This is a genomic window from Glycomyces lechevalierae, from assembly GCF_027622945.1.
In the GTDB taxonomy this organism is placed as follows: domain Bacteria; phylum Actinomycetota; class Actinomycetes; order Mycobacteriales; family Micromonosporaceae; genus Glycomyces; species Glycomyces rutgersensis.
Window position 1 is genome coordinate 171,950 of the sequence record NZ_JAPZVQ010000001.1, and the last position, 19,149, is coordinate 191,098.

16 protein-coding genes are annotated in these 19,149 nt (G+C 71.9%); 12 read left to right on the forward strand and 4 right to left on the reverse strand.

The window, feature by feature from the left end:
- Positions 1-121 precede the first annotated feature (121 nt).
- Entirely contained in the window at positions 122-739 is a 618-nt protein-coding gene (locus O2L01_RS00800) for an acyl-CoA-like ligand-binding transcription factor (protein ID WP_270119560.1), read from the reverse strand.
- A gap of 89 nt (positions 740-828) precedes the next feature.
- Positions 829-1,857 (reverse strand): lactonase family protein, encoded by a 1,029-nt coding sequence (locus tag O2L01_RS00805; RefSeq protein WP_270119561.1) that lies wholly within the window; start codon positions 1,855-1,857, stop codon positions 829-831.
- A 171-nt stretch (positions 1,858-2,028) separates the two neighbouring features.
- On the opposite strand from O2L01_RS00805, the gene msrB reads away from it, so the two are divergent.
- The 3 genes from msrB to hrpB all read left to right on the forward strand — a co-directional run bounded on the left by msrB (position 2,029) and on the right by hrpB (position 7,164).
- Positions 2,029-2,439, forward strand: coding sequence for a peptide-methionine (R)-S-oxide reductase MsrB (gene msrB / locus O2L01_RS00810; protein ID WP_270119563.1), 411 nt, complete (start codon positions 2,029-2,031; stop codon positions 2,437-2,439).
- A gap of 176 nt (positions 2,440-2,615) precedes the next feature.
- A complete protein-coding gene (locus O2L01_RS00815; protein WP_270119564.1) occupies positions 2,616-4,211 on the forward strand; it encodes a serine/threonine-protein kinase in 1,596 nt (531 codons plus the stop codon).
- 301 nt (positions 4,212-4,512) lie between these two features.
- A complete protein-coding gene (gene hrpB / locus O2L01_RS00820; RefSeq protein WP_270119566.1) occupies positions 4,513-7,164 on the forward strand; it encodes an ATP-dependent helicase HrpB in 2,652 nt (883 codons plus the stop codon).
- 6 nt (positions 7,165-7,170) lie between these two features.
- Here the strand turns inward: hrpB and O2L01_RS00825 are convergent, their stop codons facing one another.
- Positions 7,171-7,902: a M50 family metallopeptidase gene (locus O2L01_RS00825; protein WP_270119568.1), complete on the reverse strand. Its 732-nt coding sequence runs from the start codon at positions 7,900-7,902 to the stop codon at positions 7,171-7,173.
- A gap of 106 nt (positions 7,903-8,008) precedes the next feature.
- Between O2L01_RS00825 and O2L01_RS00830 the strand changes: the two genes are divergently transcribed.
- The 6 genes from O2L01_RS00830 (at position 8,009) to O2L01_RS00855 (ending at position 14,804) form a co-directional block, all read left to right on the forward strand.
- Entirely contained in the window at positions 8,009-8,464 is a 456-nt protein-coding gene (locus tag O2L01_RS00830) for a hypothetical protein (protein ID WP_270119570.1), read from the forward strand.
- Positions 8,465-8,690: 226 nt separating this feature from the next.
- A complete protein-coding gene (locus O2L01_RS00835; protein WP_270119572.1) occupies positions 8,691-10,130 on the forward strand; it encodes a glycoside hydrolase family 16 protein in 1,440 nt (479 codons plus the stop codon).
- A 314-nt stretch (positions 10,131-10,444) separates the two neighbouring features.
- Positions 10,445-11,710, forward strand: a complete 1,266-nt coding sequence (locus O2L01_RS00840; protein WP_270119574.1) for an extracellular solute-binding protein — start codon at positions 10,445-10,447, stop codon at positions 11,708-11,710.
- Positions 11,711-11,831: 121 nt separating this feature from the next.
- Positions 11,832-12,809, forward strand: coding sequence for a carbohydrate ABC transporter permease (locus O2L01_RS00845; protein WP_270119575.1), 978 nt, complete (start codon positions 11,832-11,834; stop codon positions 12,807-12,809).
- A complete protein-coding gene (locus tag O2L01_RS00850; protein WP_270119577.1) occupies positions 12,806-13,741 on the forward strand; it encodes a carbohydrate ABC transporter permease in 936 nt (311 codons plus the stop codon). The genes O2L01_RS00845 and O2L01_RS00850 overlap by 4 nt, the downstream gene beginning before the upstream one ends.
- A 19-nt stretch (positions 13,742-13,760) precedes the next feature.
- Entirely contained in the window at positions 13,761-14,804 is a 1,044-nt protein-coding gene (locus tag O2L01_RS00855) for a LacI family DNA-binding transcriptional regulator (RefSeq protein WP_270119578.1), read from the forward strand.
- A 113-nt stretch (positions 14,805-14,917) separates the two neighbouring features.
- Here O2L01_RS00855 and O2L01_RS00860 read toward each other — a convergent pair whose 3' ends face one another.
- Positions 14,918-15,061, reverse strand: a complete 144-nt coding sequence (locus O2L01_RS00860; RefSeq protein ID WP_270118733.1) for a GPGG-motif small membrane protein — start codon at positions 15,059-15,061, stop codon at positions 14,918-14,920.
- Positions 15,062-15,341: 280 nt separating this feature from the next.
- Between O2L01_RS00860 and O2L01_RS00865 the strand changes: the two genes are divergently transcribed.
- From O2L01_RS00865 to O2L01_RS00875, 3 genes are all read left to right on the forward strand, one after another.
- Positions 15,342-17,165 (forward strand): bifunctional 3'-5' exonuclease/DNA polymerase, encoded by a 1,824-nt coding sequence (locus O2L01_RS00865; RefSeq protein WP_270119579.1) that lies wholly within the window; start codon positions 15,342-15,344, stop codon positions 17,163-17,165.
- Positions 17,166-17,406: 241 nt separating this feature from the next.
- A complete protein-coding gene (locus O2L01_RS00870; protein ID WP_270119580.1) occupies positions 17,407-18,327 on the forward strand; it encodes an ABC transporter ATP-binding protein in 921 nt (306 codons plus the stop codon).
- A complete protein-coding gene (locus tag O2L01_RS00875) occupies positions 18,324-19,145 on the forward strand; it encodes an ABC transporter permease subunit (RefSeq protein WP_270119582.1) in 822 nt (273 codons plus the stop codon). The genes O2L01_RS00870 and O2L01_RS00875 overlap by 4 nt, the downstream gene beginning before the upstream one ends.
- The last annotated feature ends 4 nt before the right edge of the window (positions 19,146-19,149 follow it).

Consider the following 19,149-nt stretch of genomic DNA (forward strand, 5'->3'; position numbering starts at 1 on the left):
GTGGTGTGTCGCAGTGGGTGTGCGGCGGCGGGACCGGTCGGCTCGGGTGGTGTTCGCCGACGGCTTCGGCGGCGGGTTTCCTGGAGTGCTGTTCAGTTGTCGACTTGGCTCGCGGGCGGTTTCAGTTCCCGGGCAAGGAGGGCGGCTGGGTGATGCCGCGTTCGAGGACGGCGAAGCCTTCGGCTATCGCCTCGGGCAGGGTGCGGTCGCCGGGGTCGGCGAGCCAGTGCTCGGTGGTGGTCTTGATGCAGACCAGGGCGCTGCCGAGCACGAGGCGGGGGTAGAGGTCGGTGGTGGCGGCGCCGGTGGCCTCCGCGACGATGCCGATCGCCTCGGAGAACAACTCCATGAACTGGCCCGACTGCTCTTTGATGAGCGAGGGCGAGTTGTGGATCAACTGCTCGCGGCAGCGCATCGTCTCGAGGTCGAACTTCTCGTCGAGGTGCATGGCGATGGCGGCGTCGCGGATCGCGTCCCATATCGGCTGGGTCGCGGCCCGCTCGCGCAGGTCGGCGAGGAGGGCGTTGGTGGTCTCGTTGAAGTCGTGCAGGAGCGCGGCTTCCTTCGAGGCGAAGTAGTTGTGGAACGTGCGGGTCGAGACGCCGGCTTCGGCGGCGATCTCCTCGGCCGTGACGTTCCCGAGCCCTTCCTTCGCGATCGCGAGCCGGAAGGTCGCCGCGGAGAGAGCCGCCTGGGTGGCGGCCTTCTTGCGTTCGCGGAGTCCGGTGCGGTCGGTCATGAGAGCAACCCTAGTGGAGGTTACTCGCGTTCACAAGATGCAAATGAAGAAATTTTGCAGCAGGCGCAAATTTTCCTGGTGGGAACGTTTTATGTGAGCGGAGCCACGCAGGTGACGCCGGGGACGCTCCACTCGGTCACCGGCTCGGCCGCGCCCGACGGGTCGACCCGCACGACCGCACCGGAGTGCTGGCAGGCGACCAGGAGCGTGCCGTCGGCGGTGAGCACCGCGTCGCGCGGCCACGCGCCGCCGACCGGAACGGAGCGCACGAGCTGGCGCTCGGCCGGGTCGATCACGGCGACCTGGTCGGTCCCGCGCACGGTGATGTAGACGAGGCCGCGCTCGGGGTCGGGGACCACGGCGGCCGGCAGCGGCTGCGCCGCGTCCTCTTCGACGCCGATGTCGGGTAGGGCCGCGTAATCGGCGACCTCGCCGCCGGGCAGCGGGATCGGCGCACCGAAGGAGAACGTCGCGGCGTGCTCGTCGAACGCGCCGATCGCGACGGCGTTCGCCAACTCCCCCACGATGACCGCGCGGTCGCCGAGGAACGCGAGGTGGCGCGGGCCGAAGCCGGGCTCGAGCTGCGTGGTCCCGGCGAGCGTCAGCTTCCCGTCCTCGCCGAGGTCGAACGCGTGCACGCGGTCCGAGCCGAGGTCCACGGCCAGCACGCGTCCCATGTGACATACCACCTGGTGCGCGTGCGGTCCGGCCTGGCGGTCCGCGTCGGGACCGGACCCGGCGAGCTTGACGACGTCGGCCGCCTCGCCGAGCGTGCCGTCCTCGCCGATCGGGAGGACCGCGACCGAGGCGCCGCCCCCGTCGCCGTTGCCGTAGTTGGCGACGAGCAGCCAGCGCCCGCTCGGGTCCACAGTGGCGTGGCAGGGGTTGTTGCCGCCGGTGGACTGGCCCTGGCCGGCCCGGTCGAGCGCGAAGTCCTCGCCGAGGCGCCAGGCCGCGGCGAAGCCCGGCTCGGTCTCGGTGAGGGTGTAGACCGCTTCGGGGCCGACGTGGACCCACGACGGGTTGACCACCGGCGCGGCCGCGCCGAGACCGTCGGGCCCGGCCACGACGAGGCCCGGGCCGCCTTCAGTGGTGTAGTCGCCAAGGAGGTACCGCATGGGCCCGATCCTAGCCGCCCGCCGGAACGGCGACGCGGGCTCAGGGCGCCTCGGCGTTCCGGAGCCGATGCGAACGGCGGGAGGAGGAGGCGCCGCGCGCGGCGCGGCCGGTGGACGGGGGCGGCGCCCGGGGAAGCGGACGACGGGCGCTCGGGCTCCTACACTTGAGGCATGGCCGAGGACAGCAAGACCGACGCGCAGTGGCGCGAGCAGCTCAGCCGCGACGAGTACAAGGTGCTGCGCCAGGGCGGCACCGAGGCGCCGTGGACCGGTGAGTACGTCGACGAGAAGCGCCGGGGCGTCTACCGCTGCCGCGCGTGCGGTTCGGAGCTGTTCTCCTCCGACACGAAGTTCGACTCCCGGTGCGGCTGGCCCTCCTTCTGGACCCCGATGGCCGGCGACCGCGTGCGGCTCCTCGAGGACGGCAGCCTCGGGATGCGCCGCACCGAGGTGCGCTGCGCCAACTGCGATTCGCACCTGGGGCACGTGTTCTACGGCGAGGGCTGGGACAACCCCGACGACGCGCGCTTCTGCATCAACTCGATCAGCCTGACCCTGGAGCCGGTCGACGACGCGCTGTGAGCGCGCGGGCCGGTCGTGTTGGGCCCGAACGACTCAGGGCAGTGCCATATCACATGTCACACGTTGCGGCGGTGCTCCGCGGGCCGCGCTGCGCCCGGACGCCCTCGGGCGGGCTCGCGCCTCCCGACTAAGCTCTCCCACGTCCCCTGCTCCCCGAATCAGAAGCGAGGCCGAGGGTGGAACCCGGGAACCTGATCGCTGGCCGTTACCGCCTAGAGCAGCGCCTGGCCGCGGGCGGCATGGGCGCGGTGTGGCGCGGCACCGACACCCGGCTCAACCGCGTGGTCGCCGTCAAGCTCCTCCATTCCGGACTGTCGGGCAACGACCGGTTCCGCGCCCGCTTCCACCAGGAGGCCCAGGCCGTCGCCCAGCTCCAGTCGCCGGGGATCGTCAGCCTCTACGACTACGGCGAGGAGCACGCGCCCGAAGGCCTCGTCTCCTACCTCATCATGGAGCTCGTGCGCGGCCAGGCGCTCGACACCGTGCTGCGCGAGCGCCGCCGGCTCTCCCCCAACGAGACGCTGAAGATCATGGCCTCGGCGGCCGAAGCCCTCGACGTCGCCCACCAGGCCCACATCATCCACCGCGACATCAAGCCGGGGAACCTCCTCGTCGGCTCCGACGGCAGCGTCAAGATCGTCGACTTCGGCATCGCCGCCGCCAAGGGCGGCGCCGGGCTGACCGAGACCGGCACCGTCATGGGCACCCTCGCCTACGCCTCCCCCGAGCAGCTCCAGGGCGCGCAGCTCACCGGCGCGACCGACCTGTACTCGCTGGGCATCGTCGGCTACGAATGCCTCGCCGGGCGGCCCCCGTTCGCGGGGAACGAGCCGACCGCCGCGATCGCCGGGCACCTCACCGGCCAGCCCGGTCCGCTCCCGCCCGACGTCCCCGGGCCCGTCGCCCAGATCATCATGCGGTGCTTGGCGAAGGACCCGCGGCAGCGGTTCGCCTCGGCCGCCGAGCTCGCGCAGGTCTGCAAGTCCGGCGGCATGGGCGGCGGCACGACGACGATCCTCGCCCCTGCGCCGAGCCCCTACGGCCAGTCGCCGCAGGCGCAGTCCACGCAGATCATGACGCCGGGCATGGCCCCGGGAATGGCCGCCGGCGTCGCCCCCGCGCACACCTCGGTGCAACCCGTCCAGCACGACGACTACGGCAGCACCCCCGGGACCGGCCAGTACCGGACCGGCGGCGCCCCCGAGCGCCCGCTGCCGCCCCCGCGCGAGGCCGAGCAGCCCAAGCGCAACCCGACCGGCCCGATCCTGGTCGTCGTGGCGGGCATCGCGGTGCTCATCGTCGCCATGTTCCTGCTCAAGCCGTGGGACAAGTCCGACGACGACAGCGACCTCGCCGCGGGCGAGGACACCGGCAGCTCCTCGGCCGCCGAGGAGAGCCAGGGGGACACCGAGGCCGCCGAAGCGACCAGCGACGACTCCCAGGGCGATGCCGAAGAGGACAACTCTGACGACAACAACGGCGACAACGAGGAGAACACCGACGAGGAGACGACGGCCGATGAGGAGCCCGAGCTCGTCGAGCTCGAGGACTACAGCGGCTGGGACGTCAACGACGCCCTCTCGGACCTCGATGACCAGGGGTACACCGCGGTCTTCTCGACCACGACGGCGCCCGAGAGCAGCGACCACGGCACGTGCGAGGTCCTCTACCAGACCCCCGAAGGCGGCTCCGAGGTCGGCTACGACACGGAGATCACGCTCGAGTACGTCGCCAACGACGACTCCTGCCCGGACGGCAACCTCGAAGGCTGAGCCCCGGTGCGGCTCGACCTCTCGAGCCGCACCGCATCGCCGTACCCCGGCGCGACCACACTGACCGGGGCCGCTGCGAGGCGACGCTCCCGAACAGGGGGCGTACATCCGAGGCGATCACCCGCCTGCGCCCCTCGAACGCGACACTCCCGAACGCGGGGCGGGACACCCCGCGGCATGTCACACCCGCAGGGCACCCTTGATTCAGGGGACCCAGCGGATGCCCGATTTGCCGGGAACCGCCGTTCACATTCGCCACCTCTCGCCGCGCCCTCCCGGACCGCTCGGCGAGAATGGGCGGATGCCGCAACCGCCCGTGCTGCCCGAGCTGCCGATCCGCGAAGCCCTGCCCGCCCTCCTGGAGGCCGTGGCGCGCACCGGAACCGCGGTGCTCGCCGCGCCGCCCGGCACCGGCAAGACCACCCTCGCACCGCTCGCCCTCGCGGGCCTCATCCCCGTGGACGATCCCTCCACAGGAGCTGCCGCGTCATGTGTGACACGTGATATGCCACAGCGCCGCGTCCTCGTGGCCGAACCGCGGCGGCTCGCCACCCGCGCCGCCGCCACCCGCATGGCCGCGATCCTCGGCGAGAAGGTCGGCGAACGGGTCGGCTACCAGATCCGGGGCGAGACGCGCCGATCCGCCGCCACCCGCGTCGAGGTCGTGACCACCGGCGTCCTCCTCAACCGCCTCATCGCCGACCCCGAGCTCCCCGGCGTCGACCTGGTCGTGCTCGACGAATGCCACGAACGCCACCTCGAGACCGACACCGCCTGCGCCTTCCTCGCCGAGACCCGCCAGATCCTCCGCCCCGAACTCGGCCTCGTCGCCGCCTCCGCCACCGCCGACATCGACCTCTGGACCGGCCTCCTCGGCAGCGGCGACACCCCCGCGCCCGCCGTCAGCTCCGAGCCGATGCGCCACCCCGTCGCGATGCACTGGGCCCCACCGCGAGACCGCCTCAACGCCCCTGACGGCCTGCGCGTCGACCCCAGGTTCCTCGCCCACGTCGCCCACACGGTCGAACGGGCCCTCGACGCCGACGACGGCGACCTCCTGGTCTTCCTCCCCGGCGCCGCCGAGATCCGTCGCGTCGCCGAGCGGTTGTCCCACTTGGCAAACGAAAACCTCGGTGTCGATATATATCAATTGCACGGCTCGATTTCGTCGGCCGAGCAGGACCGCGCGCTCTCGGCGTCGCTTGCGAGCCGTAAATCTGCGGAGCGCATCGGGGACCGCCGCAGGATCGTCCTCGCCACCGACATCGCCGAATCCAGCCTCACCGTGCCCGGCGTGCGCATCGTGGTCGACGCCGGCCTCGCCCGCCGCCCCCTCATCGACCACGCCCGCGGCCTGCCGGGCCTGACCACCGCGTACGCCTCCCGCGCCTCGTCCGACCAGCGGGCGGGCCGCGCTGGACGCGAAGGCCCCGGCGCGGTCTGGCGGTGCTGGAGCGAAGCCGAGCACGCCCGCCGCGCCGCCCAGCCCGCCCCCGACGTCGCCTGCTCCGACCTCACCGCCTTCCGCCTCCAGGCCGCCTGCTGGGGCACCCCTGTCGCCGACCTCGCCCTGCCCGGCCCGCCGCCCGCCGGGGCGGTCGAAGCGGCCGAGGCGACGCTGCTCTCCTTGGGCGCCATCGGGGACGACGGCATGGCCACCGAACGCGGCCGCGCCCTCGCCCAGATGGGCGTCCACCCGCGCCTGGCCCGCGCACTCCTCGACGGCGCCGCCCGCGTCGGCGCCGAGAAGGCCGCCGAAGTCGCCGCGCTCCTCAACCTCGACCGCCGCGCACGCGGCGACGACCTCCTCGCCCAATGGCGCCGACTCCGCGTCCACCGCGACCGCCAATGGGAGTCCGAGGTCAAACGCCTGACCCGCGCACTCGCGAACGCCCGCAACGAGACCGCCCCCGGAGGACGACGCGGCCCGGTCGGCGACGACGAGGCCGCCGCGACCGTCATCGCCCTGGCCTTCCCCGAGCGCGTCGCCAAACGGCAAGGGGGCGCGGCGTTCACGCCGATCAAGGGCCGGGCCGACGCGAACCGCACGGGCGTGCCGACGAGCGCCGGGCAGTGGCGCACCGTCGCCGGGACCGGCGCGGTCGCCGCCGAAGACTCCTCGCTCGCCGGGAGCCCCTGGCTCGCCATCGCCGACGCCGACCGCTCCCCCGGCCGCGCCGCCGCGATCATCCGCGCGGGCGTCCCGATCGACGGCGAGCTCGCCTGCGAACTCGTGGGGGACACCGTGAGCGAACGCGTCGAGTGGGACGCCGAACGCCGCGACGTCGCCGCCCGGACCGTGCGGTCCCTCGGCGCGATCGAAGTGTCGTCGGAACCGCTGCGACAGCCCGATCCGGGACTCGTCGCCGCAGCCCTCGCCGAAGGGCTGCGGCGCGAAGGACTCGGCCTGCTCCGCTGGTCCGACGACGCGAAGCGCCTGCGCGAACGCATGGCGTTCTGCCACCGCGCACTCGGCGAACCCTGGGCCGACGTCTCCGACGCCGCGCTCTCAGCCGGCACCGACTGGCTGGAGCCGTGGTGGTCGCGGGCCCGGCGCCGCTCCGACGTCGAGCGCCTCCCGGTCGGCCAGGCCCTGCGGAACCTGCTGCCCTGGCAGGCCGGCATCGACGAGACCGCCCCCGAAGCGCTCGCGGTGCCCACGGGGCGTGAGGCCCGCGTCGACTACTCCGGCGGGACCCCCGTGCTCGCCGTCAAGCTCCAGGAGATGTTCGGCGCCGTCGACACGCCGCGCATCGCGGGCGTCCCCGTGCTCCTGCACCTGCTCAGCCCGGCCGGGCGGCCGCTCGCGGTCACCGCCGACCTGAAGTCGTTCTGGGAAGGGCCCTACCGGGACGTGCGCAAGGAGATGCGCGGCCGCTACCCCAAGCACCCGTGGCCCGAGGACCCGTACTCGGTGCCGCCGACCGCGAAGACCAAGCGGCACTTGCGGTGAGCGGCGCTAGGCGGCCGCGAACCAATCGTCGGCGGGCAGCAGCATGTACGTGCCCCACAGCGCCGCAGCGATCGTCGCCACGGCGAACAGGAAGATCCAGCCGCCCGCGGGCAGCGGGGTGATCCCGGCGAGCTGGTCGGCGTCCGACTGGCCCGAGCCGCGCCTGCGGCGGCGGCGCGAACCCAGCTCCAGCACCGGCTTCACCGAGCCGAGCAGCAGCAGCCAGGCGCCGACGTAGGCCGCGACCGTCTGCACGATCGCGTTGCCGTACCAGGTGGCCGCGAAGACGCCCGCGCCCGTCACGATGAGCGCCAGCGCGCCGTACCAGTTGCGGATGAACACGAGCATGACCGCCAAGAGCCCCAGCGTGATCCACAGGAGCAGGACGATGCGCCCGGCGCCGGTGAGGCCGGCGGCGAGGAGGCCGAGGGCGGCGGGGGCGATGTAGCCGGCGAAGAGGGTCATGGCGGCGCCGAAGCCGGTCGGCCTGCCGCGCGAGAAGGTCAGGCCCGAGGTGTCGGCGTGGAGGCGGATGCCGGTGAGGCGGCGGCGCATGAGGACGGCCATGAGGGCGTGCCCGCCTTCGTGCGCGATCGTGACCAGGCCGCGGGTCCAGCGCCACACGGGGGTGTAGAGGACGGCGGCGGCGGCAGCGGCCAGGCAGGCGAGCATGACCCAGACGGGCGGGGCGTCCTGGGTCTGGGTGAGGGTGTCGATGACGGTCTCGATGGGTTCCACTGGGCCTCAGACTTCGGGGTGAATCGGTCGCGCGGTGAAGGATGATCGTAGCCGCGCCCGTATGGTAGAGGGGGTAGAGGCACCTCCTCGTGGAAGGACGGCCCCCATGGGCACCGACGACCGCCCCGATCCTCACCTGAGCTTCCTCGAGCTGACCGATCAGATCGTCGAGGACCTGGCGATGCACAATCTCAAGGCCCGCGAGAAGCTGCGGGAGGGCATCGCGTGGCTCGAGGCGCGGCGGGAGGACGCCGGGCCGGCCGAGAACGCCGACATCGAGATCCTGCTGGCGCAGTGCCATGACGCGTTGAAGCGGATGGAGTCGCTGCGCGGGACCTACCAGGACGTGCGGGCGATCAACGCGGCGGCGCACGCCGAGCACGTGGAGTGGCTGGAGAAGCGGATGCTCGGCGGCACGGAGTCGCCGGAGGAGCGGCGGGAGCGCCAGGGGCGCCTGGACCGGCTGCGGCACGAGCGGCAGGCGCGGATGGACGAGCTGCAGCGGCGGTCGCGGGAGGCGCAGCCGCCGCCGCAGGCGGAGGGCGACGAGGGCGCGCGCTGAGCGACCGGTCCCCTTTCGGAGGTGACTGTTAACCTTGCGCTGCAAGGGCTTACCTGCGGTGATGCCGCGCTCGGCCGATAACGGTTCGGCCACGATCCATTGACATGTACCGATTCGTTCGGTAGGAATGAGGCCTGAACCGAATGAGAGAGCGCTCTCTCAAGATCGATCTGAAGCCAGATCAGATCCGAGAGAGCGGTCTCTCGGACCCGGCAAAGGAGCCGTCATGGCACGACAGCAGACCTCCGAACGACAGCACGCCTCCCCGCTCCGACCTTCCCGGCGCTCGCGCCGCGGCCTCGCCCGGATCGTCGCCGCCCTCACCGCGGGCGCGGCGGTGATCGCCGCCGCCGGCCTCGCCGTCGCGAGCGCCGGCGCCCAAGAGGGCCCCGAGGCCGCGCAGACCTGGAACCTCGTCTGGGCCGACGAGTTCAACGGTTCGGCCGGGCAGCAGCCCTCCACGTCGAACTGGATCTACGACCTCGGGCACAACTACCCCGGCGGGCCCGCGAACTGGGGCACCGGCGAGATCGCCGCCCACACGAACAACCCGGCGAACGTCTCGTTCGACGGCAGCGGCAACCTCAAGATCACGGCACTGCGCGACGGCGCCGGGGCCTGGACCTCGGCGCGGCTCGAGACGGTCCGCACGGACTTCAAGCCGCCCTCGGGCGGGACGCTGAAGGTCGAAGGGCGGCTGCAGCTCCCGCAGGTGACCGGGGAGGCGGCGCTCGGCTACTGGCCCGCGTTCTGGGCGCTGGGCTCGCCGTTCCGCGGGAACTACCAGAACTGGCCGGGCGTCGGCGAGTTCGACTTCATGGAGAACGTGAACGGTCTGGACTGGACCTTCGGGACGCTGCACTGCGGTGTGGCGCCGGGCGGGCCGTGCAACGAGTTCAACGGGATCGCGGGGCAGACCTACTGCGGCGGATCCTGCCACAACGGCTTCCACACGTACGGGTTCGAGTGGGACGAGTCCGGTGCGGCGGGCCAGTTGCGCTGGTACGTCGACGGTTCGCTGTACCACACGATCGACGAGGGCAGCCTGCCCGCGGACACGTGGGCGCAGATGACCGACCACGCCGGGTACTTCCTGATGCTGAACCTGGCGATCGGCGGGGCCTTCCCCGACGGGGTCGCGGGGCGGACGACGCCGACGGCGGCGACGGTGCCCGGGCATTCGATGCTCGTCGACTACGTGCGGGTGTACACCGCCGGCGGCGGCGGGACCGGTGAGCCGACCGATCCGCCGACGACCTCGAACCCGGGCGGGGCGCGGGACGCGTTCGCTCAGATCGACGCGGCCTCCTTCGACGCCGGTTCGGGTGCGACGGCGGGCGGCTCGTCGATCGGGCCGCTCGGCAACGGGGACTGGGTCCGGTACGACGACGTGAACTTCGGGTCGACGAGCCCGGCGGACTTCATCGCCCGGGTCGCCTCGGGCGCCGGGGGCGGGGTGAGCGGCCTGGTCGAGGTCCGGATCGACTCGGCCACGGCGACGCCGATCGGCTCGTTCGCGATCGCGAACACCGGCGGCTGGACCTCCTGGCGGGACGTGCCCGGCAACGTGACCGCCGTGACCGGCACCCACGACGTGTTCCTCACCTTCACTTCGGGACAGCCGCAGGACTTCGTGTCCGTGCAGGAATTCCATTTCAGACGCTGACCCGCCCGGCGCGGCGGTGCCCTCCGGCCGCACGGCCGCGCCGGCCCACCTGCCCCGCTCACAAGGCGGTGGCATATCACATGTCACGCGTGACGTACCGGCACCGAGAACGGTGCGGTCCGGCGTGACGCTTGCAAGGCCTCGAAGCGGTGCTTCGCTTCGGGGCCTTGCGATCCGGGCGAGAGAGCGCTCTCTCGTGCTCGGCGCGAGCCCGTCCCGGTCGCTACGGCGGCGACCCGGCCGTCAGGCCGCTCCCGCAGCCCTTGCGGGGGCGGATCCCTCACCGTCAACAGAAGAGCAGTGGAGAACCACCGATGAAGACCAGACCGATCCGCGCCGCCATGGCGGCGGCCGCCGCCGCGGCGCTCGCATTGACCGCCGCATGCTCCGGCGGCGGGGACGACGACGGCAAGATCACCCTCAGCGTCGGCCTGTTCGGCGACTTCGGCTTCGGGCCCCTCTACGAGGAGTACACGAAGCTGCACCCCGAGATCGAGTTCGAGGAGCGCATCGCCGAGTTCGCCGACCACCACACGAATCTCACCACCCACCTCGCGACGGGCTCGGGCGCCGCGGACATCGAAGCGGTCGAGGTCGGCTACATCTCGCAGTACACGGCCCAGCCCGACCGCTTCCACAACCTCCTCGACCTCGGCGCGGCCGACCTCGAAGGCCAATGGCTGGACTGGAAGTGGCAGCAGGCCCTCTCCAAGGACGGCGAGTCCCTGATCGGCCTCGGCACCGACGTCGGCGGCATGGCCATGTGCTACCGCCGCGACCTCTTCGAGCAGGCCGGCCTCCCGGTCGAGCGCGACGAGGTCTCGGCCCTGTGGGCCGGGTCCTGGGAGGACTATGTGGAGGTCGGCCGCCTGTACTCGGCGGCGACCGGCGGCGACTCCTTCTTCGAGTCCTCGGGGAACATGTTCCGCGCCATGGTCGAGCAGGCCGACGAGGGCGTGTACGACCGCGAGGACAACCTCGTCGTCGAGTCCAACCCGGCCATCGGCGACGCCTGGGACCTCACCGTCGAGGCGATCGAGGCGGGCATGTCGAACCGGCTCCAGGCCTGGACGCCCGAATGGAACGCCGGGTTCAACGAGGGCACGTTCGCGACCATCATCTGCCCGGCGTGGATGACCTCCTACATCGAGACGAACGCCCCCGACTCGGCCGGGCTGTGGGACATCGCCACGGTCCCCGGCGGCGCCGGGAACATGGGCGGCTCGCACCTCGTGCTGCCCGCGCAGGGTGACCACCCCGAGGAGGCCTACGAGTTCATCGAGTGGCTCACCGCGCCCGAGCAGCAGCTCAAGGTGTTCGAGTCCACCGGGAACTTCCCGTCCACCCCGGGCCTGTACGAGGACGAGGCGCTGACGGGCCTCACGAAGCCGTACTTCAACGACGCGCCCGTCGGCCAGATCTTCACCGCCGCGGCCCAAGCGGTGCGGCCGCAGTACCAGGGGCCGCTCCAGGGCGACGTGCTCGCGACGATCGGCCAGGGCCTCGGCCGCATCGAGGACGGCAGCCAGACGCCCGACGAGGCCTGGACGCAGGTCCTCGCCGACCTCGAATCGTTCTAGCCCCGGGGGGCGGGCGGGGCCGCCGCCCCCCCCCCGCCCGGCCCCCCCCCCCCCGGGGCCGGCCCCCCCCCCCCCCCCCCCCCCGCCCGCCCCCGCCCCCGACGACCCTGAAAGCGACCCGATGACCATCGCCGCCAAGCGCACCGCCGACCCGACCGGGCGGTCCTCCCCCACCGCACCCCGGCGCTTCCAGCTGCTGCGCTACCGACTCGACCTCAAGGCCTCCCCGTACCTCTACATCGCCCCGTTCTTCGTGCTGTTCGCCGTGTTCGGGCTCTTCCCGCTCGCCTACACCGCCTGGGTGTCCACGCACGAGTGGAGCCTGCTCTCCGACGCGCACGTCTTCGTGGGCCTCGGGAACTACCAGACGCTGCTGGGCGACCGGTACTTCTGGAACGCCCTGGGCAACACGCTGTCCATCCTGCTGCTCGCCACCGTCCCGCAGCTCCTGGCCGCGCTGCTGCTCGCGCACCTGCTGACGCTGCGGCTGCGCGGGCAGACGTTCTGGCGCATGGGGATGCTCCTGCCGAACGTCGCCTCCGTGGTGGCCGTCGCCGTCATCTTCAGCCAGTTGTTCGGCCGCGACTTCGGACTCGTCAACTGGGTCCTCGAATCGCTCGGGGCCGGGCGCGTCGACTGGCAGTCCGGCAGTGCCACGTCACATATCGCCATCGCGGTCATGGTGGCGTGGAAGTGGACCGGCTACAACGCCCTCATCTACCTCGCCGCCATGCAGTCCGTCCCGCGCGAGGTCTACGAGGCCGCGCACCTCGACGGCGCGTCCCGGATGCAGCAGCTGTTCCACGTCACCGTCCCGATGATCCGGCCCACCATCGTGTTCACGGTGATCGTCTCGACGATCTACGGGCTGCAGATCTTCGCCGAGCCGCAGCTGTTCGGCGGCGGCGGGCCCAACGGCGTCACCGGCGGCGCGTCCCGGCAGTTCCAGACGCTCACGCTCTACCTGTACGAGCACGGCTTCAACCGCGGCTTCGAGTTCGGCTACGCCTCCGCGGTCGCGTGGACGATGTTCCTCGTCATCGTCCTCGTCGCCCTCCTCAACTACCTGTTCATCCGCCGCATCAGGAGCGACTCATGACCCGTGCCGACCTCGCCCCCGCGCCGACGGGCGCCGCAGACTCCCGATGGGCCGGCCGCACAGCCTTGCCGGGCCGGCCGACCCATCGGGCCCGGGCCCGGTTGCGGGCCCTGCGCGAGCAGCCCGGCCGCCTCGTCTACCTGACACTGGTCGCGGTCCTGTTCTTCTCGGGCTTCCCGCTGTACTACAGCTTCGTGGTCGCCTCCCGCGACAACTCGGCGCTCGCGCAGGTCCCGCCGCCGGTCCTGCCCGGCGCGAACCTCGTGGCGAACGTCGAGCGGGTCTTCGCCACGGTGCCCTTCGGTACGGCGCTGTGGAACTCGGTGATCGTGAGCGCCTCGGTGACGGCGTCCGTGGTGTTCTTCTCGACGCTCGCCGGGTTCGCGTTCGCGAAGCTGGAGTTCAAGGGCGCCAAGGTCCTGCTGGTCGCAGTGGTGGCGACGATGATGGTGCCGGTGCAGTTGGGCGTGATCCCGCTGTTCATGCTCATGATCGAGCTGGAGTGGACGGACACGCTGTGGGCGGTCATCGCGCCGGGTCTGGTGAGCGCCTTCGGGGTCTTCTTCATGACCCAGTACCTGCGCGGTGCGCTGCCGGGGTCGCTCATCGAATCGGCCAGGATGGACGGCGCCTCGACGTTCCGGATCTTCTGGCAGATCGTCATGCCCGCCGCGCGGCCCGCGGCCGTGGTCCTCGGCGTGCTCACGTTCCTGACCTCCTGGAACGACTACTTCTGGCCGCTCATCGTCCTCTCCAGCCCCGAGCGGCAGACCGTGCAGGTGGCGCTCTCGACGCTCAGCGGCGGGTACGTGACCGACCAGTCGTTGGTGCTGACCGGGACCATGCTGGCTACGCTTCCTCTGCTGGCGGTGTTCGCGCTCTTGGGCAAGTACATGATCAGCGGGATCATGCAGGGCGCGGTCAAAGGCTGAGACGACGGAGGCGGAAGGCATGCGGCGAGCGGAAGCGGTGGCCGGCGGCGGGCCGGTGCGGGCCCCCCGCACTGGGCGGCCCACGTTGGAGGAGGTCGCCGAGCGGGCGGGCGTGTCGCGCGCGACGGTCTCGCGGGTCGTCAACGGCCAGACCACGGTCGCCGAGGACCTGCGGCGGGCCGTCGAGGCGGCCGCAGCCGAGCTCGGCTACGTGCCGCACGCCGCCGCGCGCTCGCTGGTGACCCACCGGACCGATTCGGTGGCGCTCATCCTGCCGGAGTCGCCGAACCGGGTCTTCTCGGACGACCAGTTCTTCCCGAGCGTCATCCGCGGGGTCGCGGCCGAGCTCGACGCGGCCGGGAAGCTCCTGGTGCTGCTGACGACCGGTTCGGCGGAGGCGCGGTCGCGGGCCGAGCGGTACGCGGTGGGCGGGCACGTCGACGGCGTCATGTTCGCGTCCCTGCACGACGCGGACCTGCTGCCGGAGCTGATGCTGCGGCGCGGGGTGCCGGTGGTGTGCAACGGGCTGCCGCACCTGGCCGCGCCGTGCATCGACGTCGACCACATCGGGGGCGTGAAGGCGGCCGTGGAGTTCCTGCTCGCCAAGGGCCGCAGGCGGATCGCCACCGTAGCCGGCCCGCAGGACATGGTCGCCGGACGGGAGCGCCTGGACGGCTACCGGCAGGCGCTCGCGGCCGCGGACCGGCGCGCGATCGTCGCGGTCGGCGACTTCACAGCCGAGTCGGGGCACGCGGCGATGCGGCAGCTGCTCGCGGACGAGCCGGACCTCGACGCGGTGTTCGTGGCCTCGGACCTCATGGCGCACGGCGCGCTGCAGGCGCTGCGCGAGGCGGGCCGGAGCGTGCCCGGGGACGTGTCGGTGATCGGGTTCGACGACATCGCCCTGGCGACGTACTGCGACCCGCCGCTGACGACGGTGCGCCAGCCGATCGCAGAGATCGGCCGCAGCATGGCCCGGACCATGCTGCGGCTCTTGGAAGGTCGTGAGGTCGAACCGCTGACGATCCTCCCCACGGAACTTGTCGTGCGCACCTCGGCGTAGCGGCAGCGCACACGCGCCGCTACGCCGAGGTGCGGCACTTGCTGGTAAGGGATTCCGAGCGCGGCCGCGCGGCGGCGGCCACATGCCGGGTACCGCCGCCGCCCGCGGCGCGGCTAGGTGAAGAGGCTCACCCCGCCGGGGCCGACCAGCAGGCCGACGATGATCACCACGATCCCCAGGAGCACCTGGCCCCGGAAGATCATGAAGATGCCGTAGATGACGAGAAGGACCGCGAGGATCCACAGAATCAATGCCATGCGGACCGGTTACCCGGGAGGGCGAAAAAGTATGTCTACTGTCTTCGCTCAGTCGATCCCGATCCGACACGCCGCATGCCATGTGACGTGTCACGTGTTACCCGACCTGCGGGCCCCCCGCACCACCCTGACATGCAGGTATGACAGGAATCGACCCGCTTTGGGAAGTGAATCCGATTCGCGAAGCGTCCGGGGCGCGCGGCGGCCGAGATGGCGGCATGCGACGCGGAACGGCATCGGTTAAAGACGGAATGTCGGTGTCGCATGGTCCACTTGGACCATGGAGGTCGCACTCGTGCACGGTCGCGGCGGGGAGGGGTGGACGATGCCCCTCCCCGGCGGCGCCGTCACGTACCACCCCGATCTGGCAGCGGCAGTCGCCGCGATCGAGGCCGAGGCGCGGCGCGGCGCGGGCCGGGCACGGATCGCCGCCAGCGCGGGCGAACGGCAGGCGGGGCTTGAGGCCGGGACCGAGCGGAGCGCCGAGCCTGGAGGCGCCGTTCATGAAGCGAGCGAGCGCGATGCACCGCACCAGCCCGATCTCGCCGACGTCCGGTCCGAGGACTCCCCCGCCGACCGCGACCGGGCCGACTTCGGGAACGGCCACGCTGAAGGGCCCCGCTGGGTCCTGGCCGGCGCCGCGCAGGACTACCCGCCGCTGCTGGCGGCCGGGGCGCGTCTGGACCGGTGCCGGGACCTGCGGCTCGCCGAGCGGATCCTCTGCCGTGTCGAAGGGCGTGAACCGCCGGCGGTGACGGCCGAGACCGACCCGGACGCCGGGACGTTGTTCGAGCGGGAACCGGAGCCGGTCGACGGGCCGGCGCTCCTGGTCCGTCTGCAGGCGACCTGGCTCGACCAGCGCCGACGTGCCGCCGCGGCCGGGATCCCGGGTCTGGGGACGCTGCTCGCGGCCGAGTCGGCGGGGGCGCTGGTGGCGGCCGAGATGAGCCGCACGGGCGTCCCGTTCGACCGGAGCGTGCACGACCGGCTGCTGCGGGACCTGCTCGGTCCGCGGCCGACGAAGGGGATGCGGCCGAGGAAGCTGCAGGCGTTGGCGGACAAGGTGGTGGACGCGTTCGGGCATCAGCTCAACCCCGATTCGACGAAGCAGGTCCTCGCGGCCTTCCATGCGGCCGGGCTCGATGTGAAGAACACGCACTCGTGGGAGCTGGCGTCGGTCGACCACCCGGCCGTGGAGGCGTTGAAGGTGTACCGCGAGCATGCGCGGGTGTGGTCGGCGTTCGGGTGGAACTGGGCGGACGCGTGGGTCTCGGGGACGGGAGCGCCTGGGGCCGAGGCCGATCCGGCGCTCGCCGACCGGGGCCGGTTCCGGCCGGTGTACATGGTGGCGGGGGCGGACACGGGGCGGTGGGGCACCGACGGGGGCGGGGCGCTGCAGCTCCCCCATGCGGTGCGGGAGGCGATCCGGGCCGAGCCGGGGTGGAAGCTCGTGGCGGCGGACGCGGCGCAGCTCGAGCCGCGGCTGCTCGCGGCGATCAGCGGCGACCAGGCGATGATCGCGGCCACGGCGGCCGATGACCTGTACACGGAGTTGGCGCCGCGTTTGGGCGGTGAGCGTTCGAAGGCGAAGATCGCGCTCATCTCGGCGATGTACGGCGGTACCGCTGGGGATGCGGCGCAGTTGGTGCAGCTCATGCGCGACCGCTTCCCGGCCGCGTTCCACCGGGTGGAGTCGGCCGCGCGGACGGGTGAGAAGGGCGGGCTGGTCCGCACGTGGCTGGGGCGGACGGTGCCGGCGCCGGGCGAGCGGTGGTGGCAGGCGCTCAACTCCGAGGACGGCACCCGGGCCGCGACGGGCCGCGGGCGGTTCACCAGGAATTTCATCGTGCAGGGGACCGCCGCCGAATGGGCGCTGGTGCTGCTGGCGCTGCTGCGGCGCGAGCTGTACGAGCGGGATCTCGGGGAGCTCGTGTTCTTCCTGCACGACGAGGTCGTGGTCCACTGCCCGGCCGACCATGCGGCGACGGTCGGCGCGGTCATCGAGCGGGCCGCCGAGGCCGCCACGAGGACGCTCTTCGGCGATATGCCGGTGCGCATTCCCTTGCGGCCGAAGGTGGTCGACAGCTACTCCGAAGCGAAATAGGGTCGGCCCCGATCGGGTGAGCCCGCTGTTCGAGTCGGAGCGGCGTCGTACCCGTGTGTCAGGGTTTTTCCGGGGGTTCGCCGTACGGGTAATATGTGACATGTCACGCGGTATCGCCGGAACGTCGGTGGATTCGGCCTCGCCCCCACTGGAAGTCGTAGTACTTGGGTACCACTCGCGTCCCGGAAGTTCGCTCTTGAAACGGATGAAGGCCCGCTTCGCGCGCCGTAGCGTTCTGGGCATGATCGAGATCGAGCACTTGACGAAGCGCTACGGCAAGAAGACGGCCGTGGACGATCTGACGTTCGCCGTCAAACCCGGCGTCGTCACCGGCTTCCTCGGGCCCAACGGCGCCGGGAAGTCCACGACGATGCGCGCCATCGTCGGCCTGGACGCGCCCACGAGCGGCCTCGCCCGGGTCAATGGGAAGCACTACTCCGAGTTCCGCTCGCCGCTCACCGAGGTCGGCGCGCTCCTTGAGGCGAAGTCCGTCCACGCCGGGCGCAGCGCCTACAAGCACCTCCTGGCTTTGGCCCGCACCCACGGCATCCCCAAGCGCCGCGTCACCGAGGTCATCGACCTCGTCGGCCTCCACGAGGTCGCCGGCAAGCGCGTCGGCGGCTTCAGCCTCGGCATGGGCCAGCGCCTGGGCATCGCCGTGGCGCTCCTGGGCGATCCGGCCGTGCTGATCCTCGACGAGCCGGTGAACGGTCTGGACCCGGACGGCGTGAAGTGGATCCGCTTGCTGCTCAAGGGACTCGCCGCCGAAGGGCGGACGGTGTTCCTGTCCTCGCACCTGATGAGCGAGCTGGCGCAGACCGCCGAGCACCTGATCGTGATCGGGCAGGGCCGGCTCTTGGCGGACACCACGGTGGACGCGTTCGTGACCGGCAGCGGGCAGACGCGCGTGCGGGTGGTCTCGCCCGACGCGGCGCAGTTGGCCGAGCGCCTGGCCGGGCCGGGGATCACCGTGTCGAGTCCGGAGCGAGGGGTCCTGGAGGTGACCGGGACCGAGGCGGCCGTCGTGGGCCAGACCGCGGCCGCGCACGGCCTGGTGCTGCACGAGCTGCGCACCGACCGAGGGTCCCTTGAGGACGCGTTCATGCAGTTGACCGCCGACGCGGTCGAGTACCGCCAGACCAGTGAAGGGGCGAACCGATGACCGCCGCCGCGATGACCGACCGGCCGACGGCCTACACGCCGCCGGCGAACTACCGGCTGAGCGCGGCGGGGCTGCTGCGCTCGGAGTGGACGAAGCTGTGGTCGCTGCGCTCGACCTGGATCGTGCTGTTGTGCGCGGTCGTGTTCAGCGGGGGCCTGGGCGCGATCATCGCGTCGAGCGTGCCAACCGACCAGGCGTTCGGCGGGGCCGGCTCGGCGGTCGACTTCTCGATGGCGGGCATCTCGCTCGCTTCGGTGTTCGTGGCGGTGCTCGGCATCCTCACGGTGACCGGCGAGTACTCGACCGGGTCGATCCGGTCGACGATGTCGGCGGCGCCGAAGCGCCTCTCGGTGCTGTGGGCGAAGGCCGCCGTGTACGGGGCCGTCGTGGCGGTGCTGTTCGGCGCCATGGTGTTCCTGACGTTCTTCATGACGCAGGCGATCTTCTCCGGCACGGCGCTGGGCGGAGTGTCCCTCTCGGACGACGGGGTGCTGCGGGCGCTCCTGGGCTACATGGCGATGATCGTGTACCTGGCGCTGCTGGCGCTCGGCATCGGTGCGATCCTGCGCAACTCGGCGGGTTCGATCGGGTTCTACATCGGCGTGATCATGATCCTGCCGCAGCTGGCGACCCTGCTGCCCTGGAACTGGGTGAGCGATGTGACGCCGTACGCGCCGGGCAACGTGCCCAACGCGATCCTGCTGGTCGACCCGGCCGGGTCGACCCTGTCGGTGGGCGAGTCCTGGCTGTGGATGGGCATCTGGCTCGTCGTCACCTACGGGCTGGCGGGCGTGCTGCTCAAGCGCCGCGACGTGTGAGAAT